Source organism: Marinomonas flavescens (genome assembly GCF_004352835.1).
GTDB lineage: Bacteria > Pseudomonadota > Gammaproteobacteria > Pseudomonadales > Marinomonadaceae > Marinomonas > Marinomonas flavescens.
This window is the reverse complement of record NZ_SJSB01000012.1, coordinates 58,746-72,256: the sequence shown is the minus strand read 5'-3', so window position 1 is coordinate 72,256 and position 13,511 is coordinate 58,746. Positions and strand designations below refer to the sequence as shown.

At 42.6% G+C, this 13,511-nt stretch carries 14 protein-coding genes; 11 read left to right on the top strand and 3 right to left on the bottom strand.

What is annotated here, in order from left to right; genetic code table 11:
- Positions 1-14: 14 nt before the first annotated feature.
- Positions 15-806 (bottom strand): co-chaperone DjlA, encoded by a 792-nt coding sequence (gene djlA, locus E0D70_RS12765; protein WP_133012674.1) that lies wholly within the window; start codon positions 804-806, stop codon positions 15-17.
- Positions 807-934: 128 nt separating this feature from the next.
- Here djlA and E0D70_RS12760 point away from each other — a divergent pair, with 128 nt between their 5' ends.
- Genes E0D70_RS12760 through E0D70_RS12725 form a run of 8 tightly spaced genes read left to right on the top strand, consistent with a single transcriptional unit; the run spans position 935 to position 8,911 of the window.
- Complete coding sequence (locus E0D70_RS12760; RefSeq protein ID WP_133012673.1) at positions 935-3,187, top strand: LPS-assembly protein LptD; 2,253 nt, start codon at positions 935-937, stop codon at positions 3,185-3,187.
- Complete coding sequence (locus tag E0D70_RS12755) at positions 3,187-4,443, top strand: peptidylprolyl isomerase (RefSeq protein ID WP_133012672.1); 1,257 nt, start codon at positions 3,187-3,189, stop codon at positions 4,441-4,443. Before E0D70_RS12760 ends, E0D70_RS12755 begins: the two co-directional genes overlap by 1 nt.
- Before the next feature lie 11 nt (positions 4,444-4,454).
- Positions 4,455-5,471: a 4-hydroxythreonine-4-phosphate dehydrogenase PdxA gene (gene pdxA / locus E0D70_RS12750; protein WP_207923265.1), complete on the top strand. Its 1,017-nt coding sequence runs from the start codon at positions 4,455-4,457 to the stop codon at positions 5,469-5,471.
- A complete protein-coding gene (gene rsmA / locus E0D70_RS12745; protein WP_133012671.1) occupies positions 5,471-6,268 on the top strand; it encodes a 16S rRNA (adenine(1518)-N(6)/adenine(1519)-N(6))-dimethyltransferase RsmA in 798 nt (265 codons plus the stop codon). Before pdxA ends, rsmA begins: the two co-directional genes overlap by 1 nt.
- Entirely contained in the window at positions 6,269-6,643 is a 375-nt protein-coding gene (gene apaG / locus E0D70_RS12740; RefSeq protein ID WP_133012670.1) for a Co2+/Mg2+ efflux protein ApaG, read from the top strand. It begins immediately after the preceding gene.
- A gap of 9 nt (positions 6,644-6,652) precedes the next feature.
- Positions 6,653-7,480 carry a symmetrical bis(5'-nucleosyl)-tetraphosphatase gene (locus E0D70_RS12735; RefSeq protein WP_133012669.1) on the top strand — a complete coding sequence of 276 codons (828 nt, stop codon included), beginning with the start codon at positions 6,653-6,655 and terminating at the stop codon, positions 7,478-7,480.
- On the top strand, positions 7,477-7,797 hold the full coding sequence (gene glpE, locus E0D70_RS12730) for a thiosulfate sulfurtransferase GlpE (RefSeq protein ID WP_133012668.1): 321 nt from the start codon (positions 7,477-7,479) through the stop codon (positions 7,795-7,797). The genes E0D70_RS12735 and glpE overlap by 4 nt, the downstream gene beginning before the upstream one ends.
- A gap of 7 nt (positions 7,798-7,804) precedes the next feature.
- Positions 7,805-8,911 (top strand): tRNA nucleotidyltransferase/poly(A) polymerase-related protein, encoded by a 1,107-nt coding sequence (locus tag E0D70_RS12725; protein ID WP_133012667.1) that lies wholly within the window; start codon positions 7,805-7,807, stop codon positions 8,909-8,911.
- Here the strand turns inward: E0D70_RS12725 and folB are convergent.
- Together folB and tsaD are read right to left on the bottom strand one after the other, a co-directional pair.
- Complete coding sequence (gene folB / locus E0D70_RS12720; RefSeq protein ID WP_133012666.1) at positions 8,905-9,270, bottom strand: dihydroneopterin aldolase; 366 nt, start codon at positions 9,268-9,270, stop codon at positions 8,905-8,907. The genes E0D70_RS12725 and folB overlap by 7 nt on opposite strands.
- Positions 9,271-9,272: 2 nt before the next feature.
- Entirely contained in the window at positions 9,273-10,310 is a 1,038-nt protein-coding gene (tsaD, locus tag E0D70_RS12715) for a tRNA (adenosine(37)-N6)-threonylcarbamoyltransferase complex transferase subunit TsaD (RefSeq protein WP_133012665.1), read from the bottom strand.
- A gap of 382 nt (positions 10,311-10,692) precedes the next feature.
- Here tsaD and rpsU point away from each other — a divergent pair, with 382 nt between their 5' ends.
- The 3 genes from rpsU (at position 10,693) to dnaG (ending at position 13,486) form a co-directional block, all read left to right on the top strand.
- On the top strand, positions 10,693-10,908 hold the full coding sequence (gene rpsU / locus E0D70_RS12710; RefSeq protein WP_009835737.1) for a 30S ribosomal protein S21: 216 nt from the start codon (positions 10,693-10,695) through the stop codon (positions 10,906-10,908).
- A gap of 144 nt (positions 10,909-11,052) precedes the next feature.
- Positions 11,053-11,499, top strand: a complete 447-nt coding sequence (locus E0D70_RS12705; RefSeq protein ID WP_133012664.1) for a GatB/YqeY domain-containing protein — start codon at positions 11,053-11,055, stop codon at positions 11,497-11,499.
- A 4-nt stretch (positions 11,500-11,503) separates the two neighbouring features.
- The gene (gene dnaG, locus E0D70_RS12700) at positions 11,504-13,486 is read left to right on the top strand and encodes a DNA primase (protein ID WP_133012663.1); all 1,983 of its coding nucleotides are present in this window, start codon (positions 11,504-11,506) and stop codon (positions 13,484-13,486) included.
- Positions 13,487-13,511 lie beyond the last annotated feature (25 nt).

The following is a 13,511-nucleotide window of genomic DNA, read 5'->3' as shown; positions in this document are numbered from 1 at the left end:
GAAAAACACTCTTTTTATTTACGAGATTTTTTGATCATCTCATACGCCGACTGTATTTCTTGAGTACGCTCTTTTGCGTGCTCAATCATTTCATCTGGCAAACCTTTTGCACTAAGTTTATCAGGGTGATGTTGGCTCATTAATTTACGGTACGCTTTCTTAATATCACCATCACTCATATCAGAACTCACGCCAAGCGCATCGTATGCCGCTTTCAACAGGTCCTTTGAATCCGCACTGTTAGGAGATGACTGATACCCTTGTCTAAAATGTGCCTGTTGTTTAATTTGCACATGAAGACTTTCAAACTCGGCAACAGAAACACCCAAGTAAGCACAAACTTGTGAAACTAAAGATTTCTCTTCAACGCTGAAGTGGCCATCGGCATAAGCAGATACCAATAGTATTTCAAGCAAAGTGCGCGTTAAATCTCCGGGCCCCACTACCTCTTTAAACTGACTTAATACAGTAACAAGATCGAAATTAGCCGACTTACCTTCATTAAATAACTGGCGCGCTTGTTGCTGAGCCGCTGGCGAAAGACGCAATCGCTGCATGACCGCTTCAGCTAATTGGATCTCTGCAGCCGATACTTGGCCATCAGACTTGGCTAAACGCCCCATTAATAAAAATAATGTACGGAAAAAAGTTTCCTGTTGTTGACGTACATTTGCGCGTCCACGTAGACCGACAAAAGCACCACCACGCTGCGCATTATCTAGCATAGAGCCGATAAATAAGCCTAGTAGTCCTCCCCAGAACCCCATCAAGATGGTGCCTAAAATTGCACCAATCAACTTCCACATAAAGATATTTCTCCAGAATCGGTAGCCCGTAGTGGCCTGCTTAGATTATCATTTGTCTCACACAAGGACCCAACTAGGGGCAGAGTCCAATTTGGGACAATCATCATTTGGCGACAAGTATACCCTGCATGGTTAAGCATTCACGCATTTACGCTTTAATTTTTCAAAGTCTTTTCATCATACCTTTGGCTCATGCGAATCAATGGGATTGGGTTCCGAGAGAATCTTTACCTGCCGATCAGCAAGCTCAACTTGGACGATACTGCCGTGGGTCTTATATAGATCAGTGGAAAAGCCCTAATTCACAAGATACCAACCTCAAGGCAGATCTAATTTATCGAGACAAAGAAGGTGTCGTTCACCTCAATGGAGCCGCTGAAATTATTCAACCTAACTCTACTTTACAAGCAGATAAGATTGAAGGCGTTCCTGACAAGTATTATAAAACTGATGGCAATGTTGTTCTAAGACAAAAAGGTCAAATGATTCGTGGTTCCAGTGGCTACCTCTCAAGCACTGATGACTCACCTACAGAGTTTGTAGACGCGAAATTTGTCAGCCTAGATACCGGCGCTCGTGGTGCTGCCAAATCGTTACTTCGCAGTAAAAACGGCATTATCTTCATTCATCAAGGGTACTACACGACTTGTGAGCCAACAGAAGAAAGCTGGCAGCTTTATGGTACCGCTATTGAGCTTAATCCTAGCGAAGGTTTTGGTACCGCTGAAAATGTCCAAATCCGGATTCATGATGTGCCTGTTTTTTACTTTCCTTGGCTAAGATTCCCGTTAAATAACGCTCGCCAAACTGGTTTTCTATTCCCTAGCTTTGGCATATCTGGCAGTAAGGGATTAAGTGTTTCCGCGCCTTTCTATTGGAATATTGCTCCTAATTACGATGCAACAATCACCCCCAATTACGTCCAACAAGAAGGGGCAGGCTTTGACCTTGAGCTTAGACATTTAGGTAAATATGGCCAAACAACCTACGAACAATCTACCTTTGATGATAATGCTGAAGGTGAGCAAACGCTGAGAAAACTAAAAACAGATCAGCAACTGAATAAATATTTCTCCACTGGATTGTTATTAGAAGACAATCCAACTGAAGACAAATTTCCTGATACCAATACTACGTCTTTAGGCGAACAAGATAATTATGAAAGGAGCGGATACCTTTCTTTTAATAATGGAAATTTTAGCAGTACAGCAAAAGTTCGGCGCTATCAAACACCAGACCCTTCAAACGACAAACCTTTTGATTGGTTACCTCGTCTTGATGCCTCTTATCGGTATGCGACTGATCTTATAGATTATAGTATAGAAGGCCAATACACTGACTTTTACGATCCTGACGAAAATGATTTTGATGGTCAGCGTACTGTGGCTAACCAGGATATAAAACTCAATTTAAGTAACGCGTGGGGCAGTTTTACTCCAGGTATTTTACTGCAAAATCGTCAGTATTCTATTCATAAATACACCACAAACTCAGATTACGATACAAGCCTTAACCATGTATCTACATACTTTGATTCAAGTGCTACTTTTGAACGCAGCATCTTGAACAATGACAAAACATGGCGTCAAACACTGACTCCAAAATTAAGCTTCCTAAACTCACCTTATGAAGATCAAAGCCTTATTCCTGATTTTGATGCCAGTACACCGGTTCTAAACTATTCGCAGGCATTCAGTCATGAGAGGTTAAGCGGCAATGATCGCGTCGGTGATACACAACAGTTTACCTTAGGGATTGAAAGTCGTTTATATGATGAGAACAACAACGAACGCTGGGCCTTTAAACTGGGACAAATCCAATACCTAAAAGATCGTTTCGTTTCTGTCAGTGGTACCACTAGCAGCAACACCCCAATAGCAGATTCAAGCACAAGCCCATTACTGGCATCCGTAACCTACACAGGTAGCGATCGATTCAGCCTAACGGCTAATGCTAACTATGACATAGGGGATGGTAATTCGACCCTTACTCAAGTTATTGTAAAATTGAAACCAGTTGACGAAGTTAAGATTGATTTAAGTTATCTTTATACCATTGATAACGAAGATTCTGATGACGACGCCAACCAGACAAATATCGGAACTATATTCCCACTTAATCAAAACTGGTCAATGTTTTTACAACACACCTATGACTTTATGGGAAATAGAACCACGAAAGAAGTCGCAGGCTTAGGCTACGAAAACTGCTGTCTAAAAGTCTCTGCAAGCTATCAACGCTGGCTTAATGACGACAGCGTCTTTGAAAACGGCTTCTTCCTACAATTTAGTTTACGCAGCTTAAGCAGTGTTGGTGCTAAAGATAATAGTACTTCTAGCATCGCTGACGATTATTGGAACAAAGGGAAAACTGGATACTAATGATGAAAATCTTTTCTTTAATATTAAGCTTGGCTCTACTTATAGCGCCTTTTCAAAGCCTACAAGCAGCACCTCAAAAACTGGACGGCATTGCTGCTATCGTTGACTCTCAACCTATTTTAGACAGCGATATTCAAGCGCGATTTAATGTTGTGAAAAGTCGAATTCCAGGTGGTCAAATGACACCTAATATTCACCGTCAAATATTAAACCAACTTATTGATGAAACCCTAGAAGCCAATTATGCCCGCAGTGTTGGTATGCAAATTTCTAGCGACACGGTTGATAAAGCAATTCTAGGCGTTGCTCAACGAATGAATCTTGATCTTAATGGACTAAAGCAAGTTCTTGCTAAACAAGGTGTCGATTACAGTCGCTATCGTGATCAGATTGAAAAAGAAATCCTCATTAGCAACATTAAAAAAGAAATTATTAACAAACGAATTTCTATTAGTCAGCAAGAAATTAATGACTACTTAAGTTCTGATACCAGCTTGAGTAAGGACAAAGATGAAGTCCATTTAAGGCATCTTCTGATTCGCTCTAGCAACCCTGATGAAGCTAAAGCCAAAATTGAAGCCATCGCTAAAAAAATCCATAGCGAAGATGACTTTATAAACCAAGCCATTGCCAATTCAGATGGCCAATTCGCTATTGAAGGCGGAGATTTAGGCTGGCGCCCATTAAATCAACTTCCTCCACTATTTGTTAGAGCACTTGATGACAGCAAAACAGGCGCCCTAGTAGGCCCGATACAGAGTAATGCTGGTTTTCACTTACTATGGTTAATTGCTAAACGTTCACCGTCTACAACGATCCAACAGCAAACCAAAGCTCGACATATTTTAGTTCGACCAAACGAAATTCGAGATATGCAACAAACCAAAGCGCTCGCTGAAAATATCTATCAGCAACTAAAGAAAGGCGCAAACTTTGGTGATTTAGCAAGAAAATACAGTGAAGATCAAGGCTCTACTTTACAAGGTGGAGAGCTAGGTTGGACATCACCTGGAACCATGGTTCCAGAATTTGAAAAAGTGATGGATGAAACACCGATAGGCGGCTTCAGCCAACCATTCCAAACGAAATTTGGCTGGCACATCGTTGAAGTAGAAGGTCGTCGCAAAGCAGATATTAGTAAAAAGGTTCAAGATGCTAAAGCCGAGCAAGCCTTAGTGGCACAGAAAAAAGACGTGGTACTAAGTAACTGGTTAGGCGAATTGAAAGCGGATGCTTTTATCGATATAAAGGAATAAGTACGTAGATGATGCAACAAGACGAGAAGAAAGAAATGCCTATTATTGCCATTACCTCCGGTGAACCTGCCGGCATTGGCCCTGATATTATCCTCAGCGCATTGATGACTACATCATTCGATGCTCGTCTTGTTGTTCTCGCAGACCCGACACTACTGAAAGCAAGAGCAAAGTGCTTAAATCTTGAGCCTACTCTGATAACAATCGATTCTCCCGAACAAGTAATAGCACATCAGAAAGGGGCGATTTACATACTTCCCGTTGAATTAAACAAGCCAAGCCAGGCGGGACTTCTTGATGTTACCAATGCGCCCTATGTTCTAAAAACACTAGAAATCGCAGGACAAGGCTGCCTAGAGGGAAGGTTTGACGCCGTCGTCACCCCACCCGTTCATAAAGGCATCTTGTGCGAAACCGGAACACATTTCTCTGGACATACTGAGTTTTTTCAACACCTCTGCCACTCTAAACACGTTGTTATGATGCTCGCCACTGATGCAATGAAGGTCGCATTAGCCACCACACATTTGCCATTAAAGAATGTCTCAGAAGCCATTACCGACGAAACCCTAACGCTGGTCATTCATGCTCTTAATCACGACCTTAAGACAAAATTTGGTATCGAGTCTCCCAGCATTCTCGTCTGCGGCTTAAACCCGCATGCTGGTGAAGATGGACATCTAGGCATGGAAGAAATAGATGTCATCATCCCAACGCTCTCGCGATTAAGAAATGAAGGCCTAAATTTAATTGGTCCATTACCTGCTGACACTCTTTTCACACCTAAATACTTAGATCAAGCTGACTGCGTTTTAGCTATGTATCACGATCAAGGCTTACCTGTGTTAAAATACTCAGGATTTGGTAATGCCGTAAATATTACGTTAGGCTTACCCATTATTCGAACCTCGGTGGATCATGGCACAGCCATTGATTTAGCAGGAACAGGCGCAGCCAATGACGGCAGTTTAAAAGTCGCCATTCAACACGCCATCAATATGGCCAATAACGCGAAAAAACATTCCTAATGAGCAAACCACAATCCCATAAAGCACGTAAACGCTTCGGCCAGAACTTCTTGCACGACCACGGTGTGATCCGTCGTATTGTTGCTTGTATTGGCCCTAGAAAAGGCCAAAAAATTGTTGAAATTGGCCCCGGTAAAGGTGCCTTAACAGAAGGCATTATCAGCGTTACCGAACGCATGGACGTTGTCGAGTTAGACCGCGACCTAATCCCTATACTAAAAGTAAATTTGTTTCGATTTCCTGAATTGACCGTTCATGAAGCAGACGCAATGAAATTCGATTTTGCTTCACTTGCGACAGAACAACGAATTCGTGTCGTTGGTAATTTACCTTATAACATTTCAACACCGCTTATTTTCCATTTACTAAGCCAAGCAAGCGCAATTGAAGACATGCACTTCATGCTACAAAAAGAAGTAGTAGATCGCCTAGCCGCTCGCCCTGGTGACAGTTTATATGGCCGCTTAAGCGTCATGGCACAATATTACTGCGATGTGGAATCACTCTTTATTGTTGGCCCAGAATCCTTTGATCCAGCACCAAAAGTAGACTCTGCCATTGTTCGAATGACACCTCATAAAATCCTTCCGTTTCCTGTCGTAGATATTAAAACACTTGAGGATACGGTCAGAATTGGCTTTCATCAACGTCGAAAAACGTTACGTAATAACTATAAAGGCGTATTGGATAACGAAGATTTTGAGTTGCTAGAAATAGACCCTAGCCTGCGCCCAGAAAGATTAGATGTTGCAGACTTTGTACGCATTGCTAACCTCGTTCATAACAAGGAAGCCTAGATGTTAAAGCACGATGTTGCCATCTCAGTGCAAACAGAATATCTAGCACAGCAATCAACCCCCTCTGAATCCAGGTTTGTATTCGCTTATCACATTACCATCACAAACTGTGGCACCGAGTCAGCAAAGCTTGAATCCAGACATTGGGTAATTACCAATGGCAACGAAAAAGTTCAGGAAATCAAAGGTAGCGGCGTGGTGGGAGAATACCCTCACCTAGCCGCTGGCGAGTCATTTCAATACACCAGCGGAACGGTTATGGATACCGTTGTTGGCTGCATGCATGGCAGCTATCGTTTTATCGCGGATGATGGCACTGAGTTCGATGCGCCAGTTCGTCCATTCACTCTGTCTGTTCCGAATAAGGTACACTGAGGTTTTATTATGGCAACGTATGCCATTGGCGACTTACAAGGCTGTTTGACGCCTCTCTTTGATTTGCTTGAAAAAATCAACTACAAACAAGATCAAGACCAACTATGGTTTGCCGGCGATCTCATTAATCGCGGTCCTGAATCGCTTGAAACATTGCGTTTCATAAAGTCACTTGGTGATAACGCCAAAGTCATTCTTGGCAATCACGATCTCCACTTAATCGCGGTAGCACACGGCCATAGCACGCTAAAACGAAACGATACCCTATTTAATATTCTGACAGCGAGTGATCGAGACGAGTTAATTTCATGGTTAAAACAACAACCACTTTGCCACTATGATGCGTCATTAAATACCATAATGACACATGCAGGCATACCACCTTGTTGGACACTCACGCAGACTCAAAGACTAGCCAAAGAAGTAGAAAATCAACTTAATGGGGATCAAATAGATGACTTCCTCGCCGTTATGTATGGTAATAAACCCAGATTATGGGACGAAAATTTAGTAGGTATGGATAGACTCAGAGCCATTACTAATTATTTAACACGAATGCGCTTTTGTGATGAAAACAGTAAGCTTGATCTTAAAAGTAAAGAAGGTCCCGCGACCGCGCAGAAAGGCTACGCTCCATGGTTTACCTACCCCAACAAACTACCTGAAGATTGCCATATTGTGTTCGGCCATTGGGCGGCGCTAGAAGGCATTACAAATATAGACAGAATACATGCTTTAGACACTGGCTGTGTCTGGGGCGGAAGCTTAACAGCCCTTCGCTTAGAAGATAAACAAAGCTTTAGTACCCCTTGTTCAACAAACCGGAAAACAATATGACCTATACCTGCATTGACGTCTCTGACGCGCTTCCAATCATAGAAAACGATGCTCTCATTGTGGATATCCGCGACGCAACTAGCTATCAAAATAGCCACATTATTAATGCGGTTAGCCTCGACAATGACAATGTACAAACCTTCATCGAAACCAATAATAAATCTCGTCCAATCATTGTTTGCTGTTATCACGGCAATAGCAGTAAAGGGGCAGCTGAATACCTTGCAGCCCAAGGTTTTAGTGAAGTGTACTCACTAAACGGCGGCTATAGCCAATGGAGCGCAATGTTTCCAGAACAATGCGAATTAGGTAATTAATTAAAACATGGCTCAGTATCAGGTATATCTAGTTGGTGGCGCAGTTCGAGATAAATTACTTGGGCTAGACGTTAAAGATCGTGATTGGGTCGTGACTGGCGCAACCCCTGAGGAGCTAGAAAAGCAAGGTTATCAACAAGTTGGCAAACAATTCCCTGTTTTCTTGCACCCAAGAAACAAAGAAGAATACGCGCTGGCACGCAAAGAGAAAAAACAAGGTCAAGGCTACACAGGCTTCATATGTGACTTCTCACCAGATATCACATTAGAAGAGGATTTAGAACGCCGCGACCTCACCATCAACGCCATTGCCCAAGATACAGACGGAAAACTAATCGACCCTTTCCATGGTCAAGAAGACATTAAAAAACGCCTTTTTCGACATGTTTCTAGTGCTTTTATCGAAGACCCATTGCGAGTATTGCGCATCGCACGTTTTGCCGCACGCTTTGCCGACTTTGACTTTAATATTGCCCCAGAAACACTCAGCTTAATGCAGACGATCAGCTTATCAGGAGAGCTTTCTAGCCTAAGTCCTGAGCGCGTATGGAAGGAACTAGAAAAGTCGCTTTCAACCCCTAATGCTTATGTTTTTTTTGATGTTCTTGAAAAAGCAAACGCATTAGATGCCTTGTTTCCAGGTTTTTTTTGGCAACCCAGCCAGCGTATTCGATGCCAACTAGAACAAGCCCATTTAACCGCACCACAACGGTGGTCGTTACTGTGCCAACACACTCAAATAAGCGCACTAGAAAGCCTGCAAAAACAACTAAAATGCCCAAATCAATTCAAAGTGTTAGCAGAGCAAGTTCGCCATTTTAGAGAAAATCAAAAAATCCCAATGCCTGCCGAGCAATGGGAAAGCTGGCTAACCAGTGTCAGCGCCATAAAAAAACCTCAACCATACCAACGCCTGATTGAGGTTTTAAGCCTACTAACGAATACTCACCAAGATCAATGGCTAGATTTGCGCAACAGCATCGCCAAAATAAATGCAGCAAGTTTAATGAAACAAGGGTTTAGTGGCGCTGAGCTTGGCCTAGCACTCAAAGCAACCAGAATAACCACACTAAATGAACAAGCTAACTCTTTTATCGAGCATACCGATCAGTAAGCGCTTACTTTTTTTCTCGCTATTTTAACGCCAACAGCCTTCGCCGCTTTTACCGCACCCGGTTTACGTAACGTCATAACCAACGCATTCATCTGAAAAGTTTTAATCAGCTCATCACTCAAATGCTCAGCTAAGGTTTCAATTAGCTCAAAACGGCGTTCAGCACAAAATGCGATAATGAAATTTGAAATAGCCTCATAATCAAGCGTTTTAGATAAATCATCGGCTTGTGCAGGATCTCGGTTGTCATGCTCCATTTCAAGATCGAACACCAACTCTTGCTCAATGGTTTTTTCCCAATCATATACACCGATAACAGCCTTAACATTCAGACCTTCAATAAAAACGATATCATTCATAACTAGCACTCCTCAATAGGGGGCAATTCAGATAATGGCCATCTAGCTCTTATAGAAAGATTAAGCGGAGAAGACTGCCCATTGACCAAACGTTGCGCACCAGCGTAAGCAATCATGGCCCCATTATCTGTACAAAACTCAGGGCGAGCATAGAAAACACTCGCTTTAACTTTTTTAAGTTGTGATTCCAACTGTTCTCTTAAGCGCTGATTTGCGCTCACACCGCCGGCAATAATTAATTGTTTCAAGCCTTCCGCTTCAAGTGCACGACGACACTTAATAACCAAGGTATCGACCACGGCCACTTCAAATGCCAAAGCTGCATCTGCTTTAAATTGCTCATCACAACGGTCGTCATCTAACGCACTATGAATAGCGGTTAAAAACGCCGTTTTCAAACCACTAAAACTAAAATCCAATCCCGGACGATCGGTCATAGGCCGTGGGAATTTAAGCCCACTATTAGGATTTCCTTGCTTCGCCAACGCTGCGATTTGAGGGCCGCCAGGATAAGGTAGGCCAATCATTTTAGCCGCTTTATCAAAGGCCTCCCCCGCCGCATCATCTAAAGATTGACCAAGTAGACGATACTTACCTATGCCATCGACTCGAACCAATTGTGTGTGCCCACCTGAGACAAGCAGGGCAATAAAAGGCATAGAAGGTTGGCTTTCTTCCAACATTGGCGCTAACAAGTGCCCCTCCATGTGATGCACGCCTAGTGCCGGAATATTCAGTGCAAAAGCCAAAGAACGTCCAATCGTCGCCCCAGCCATCAATGCACCGACCAAACCTGGACCACTGGTATAAGCGATAGCATCCAACTCTTTTTTCGTCATGCCAGCTTCAAGCAATACCTCATCGATCAATGGTAAGGTTTTACGCACATGATCACGAGACGCCAATTCAGGCACCACACCACCGTATTCCGCATGCTGCGCAATTTGAGAGTAAATTTTATGAGCTAATAAACCACTCTCTGTGTCATAAATAGCAATGCCAGTCTCATCACAGGACGTTTCTAAACCCAGTACTTTCATCTACACCATCTCATTAATCTGTTTGTCCATATTGTAACTCATCTAGTCTGAAGGCGGCAGACTGTAAAACAGATTAGACAGGCGCAGTCAAAACATTTACAATATGCGCGTTTTCAATGTTTAAATTAAAAGGCAGGTGATTTTTCTCGTTTGGCACATAGCTTCAAAGCAAGCAATATGGCGGACCAAACACAACTCTTGGTAAAAAATTAACAGTTACAGACGCGACATCAGTCTGCTCAGAGTTAGAAAAATCGATCATCTTGATGGATGGTCTGCTCTGTTCAACAAAAGCGCGCTTTGAAAGCCCATTAAATACGGGTATGATTCACGCCGTTTTTGTGAATACTTAAACTTAAAAAACATTATTAAAGGTAAAAACATGCCAGCAGTAAAAGTAAAAGATAACGAACCATTTGACATCGCTCTACGTCGCTTCAAACGCTCTTGTGAAAAAGCAGGTGTTTTGGCAGAAGTTCGTCGTCGTGAATGCTACGAAAAACCAACAACTCTTCGCAAACGTGCTGCAGCAGCTGCTGTAAAACGTCACGCTAAGAAAGTTTCTCGTGAGCAGAAAAAATTCCAACGTTTGTACTAGGCCTCTATGCCGTTTGGCAATTTGCTTAAAACAAATGTTTACCTAGACGCTTCTTGCATTTAGGTTTATAAAAAAACGGCTAGTTAACAAACTAGCCGTTTTTTTTGCGTATATATTTGCCTACTAGAAAGTAAAGAGGAACTCATGTCAGCATTAAAAAAATTCATATCAGAAACCATTAAAGATGCCATGCGCGCTAAAGATAAACTGCGCGTCACAACCATCCGAACTATTCTTTCTGAGTGTAAAAAAATTGAAATTGACGAACGTATAGAGCTAGACGATGCTCGAGTCCTAGCCGTTCTAGATAAAATGAACAAGCAGCGTAAAGATTCTCACCAACAGTTTTTAGCTGCTGGCCGCGAAGATCTAGCTGAAATAGAGCATAACGAAATTAAAATCATCAGCGAGTTTTTACCAGCTCCACTAACTGACAACGAAGTTGGTGAAATAGTAAAAGCAGCTATCGCAGAAACTGGCGCTAGCTCAATGCAGCAAATGGGCGCAGTAATGGCCATTGTAAAACCGCAAGTGCAAGGCCGCGCAGACATGGCAACCATTAGTAAACAAGTAAAAGCACAACTAGGTTAATTCTATGGCGGGACGCATACCAGATCAGTTTATTGACGAGTTACTCGCTCGAACCGACTTAACCGATGTCGTTGCGTCCCGTATTAGCCTAAAAAAAACAGGGCAAAATTACAGCGCCCTCTGCCCTTTTCATAACGAGAAAAGCCCTTCATTTAGCCTCAATCCAAATAAACAATTTTATTATTGCTTTGGCTGTGGAGCAGGCGGCAACGCCATTTCCTTCGTAATGGAACACGATCACCTAGATTTTGTTGACGCTATTGAAATGCTAGCTAAAGATGCCGGCATGGAAGTACCACGAGATCAAGGCGCCCCAGATCGCTATGAGCAAAATGCCGAACTCCTTAAGCGCCTTTCTGAAAGCTCGCAATTCTACCAAGAGCAGCTAACTCAGAGCACGGAAAAGAAAAAGGCGACAGACTACTTATCAAAAGACAGAGGACTATCAGGGCAAATAGCCAAAATATTTGGCTTAGGTTTTGCCCCTCCTGGATGGGACAACTTACTTAAACGCATCGGAACTCGAGCCGAAAGCCAAGAGCAACTTCTCCACGGCGGCATGCTAATCGAGAAAAAAGACCAACCAGGTCACTATTATGACCGTTTTCGTGATCGCATTATTTTTCCCATTCGAGACTCTCGAGGCCGCGTCATTGCATTCGGTGGACGAGCTTTTGGTGACGAGAAACCGAAATATTTAAATTCCCCAGAAACCCCTGTTTTTCAAAAAAGCCAAGAACTCTATGGGCTTTTTGAGGCGAAACAAAATACCCCCATACTTGATCAAATCATCGTTGTAGAAGGTTACATGGACGTTATCGTCCTTGCTCAGCACGGTATCACCAATGCCGTTGCGACCTTAGGTACGTCTGTTAATAGCCAACATATCCGCAAACTTTTTAAGTTAGTTAGCAAAGTAGTGCTCTGCTTTGATGGCGATAAAGCTGGACGTGCCGCAGCAATACGAGGCCTAGAAGCCGCCTTACCAGTCATGCAGGATGAAAAACAAATTCGCTTTCTTTTTTTACCCGAAGGTGAAGACCCTGACTCACTAGTAAGAAAAGAAGGCAAAGAAGCATTTAACAACCGGCTTACCGATGCGTCCTCACTTTCTCATGTACTTTTTGATCATGCGAGAAATCAAGTGACTCTAGGTGACGAAGAAGGTGAAGCACAATTCACACGCAATGCCATGGGCCTAATCCAGCAAATACCCAAAGAATTAACCTTTCGCTCCGTACTCATTCGCCAACTTAGCGAACAATCTGGTATCGACAGCGAGACTTTAAGCAATACGAGTATAAAAACTAGACCCCACAGCGCAGCGTACTCCAACACCACACCAGTCAGCACAAACAATACAAATGCGTCAGCTCCTGAACCTTATAGCTACGATACCGACACTCCAGATTTAAGCCATTATGATATGGCTCCACCATTCAATGAATATGATGGATATCAACATTCTGAACCCCAAACAGACTATGGCAGCGAAAGAAAATCTACATTTAAGAAACCCTTTAAAAAAGGTAAGTTTCAAAAAGATGAACCTAACCTGCCACCCGCACCACCTAGCCTAAACAGCCTATCTAAGGCCTCCCTGTGTCTTTTATTACACCCACACATTGCTAAAGAAATCGACATCCCAGATCCCATTGTGAATAGAGCAGAAGGCGACTTACAGGTGTTATGCAAGATCTGGCGCTATTTCTACAAACAGCCAAGTAAAAATATTGGACACTTCTTAATTGACTTAAATGACCCCGCAATATCATCGGCCATTTATCGCCTGCTCAACCATAAAGATGCCCCTATTCAGCTCAAATTACCTCACCCGCAACAAGAGGTAATTGATGTTATTACCAAGCTTGAAAAAAATCTTGGTATGGAGTCCTTGAAAAATACAACAAGTGATTCCATAAATACAGAACAAGACAAGCAAGATTGGCGAAATCGAATAGAGCAAATACGACGTAAAAAGTCGTAACTATTACCCAAAATTCGTTCAAAAA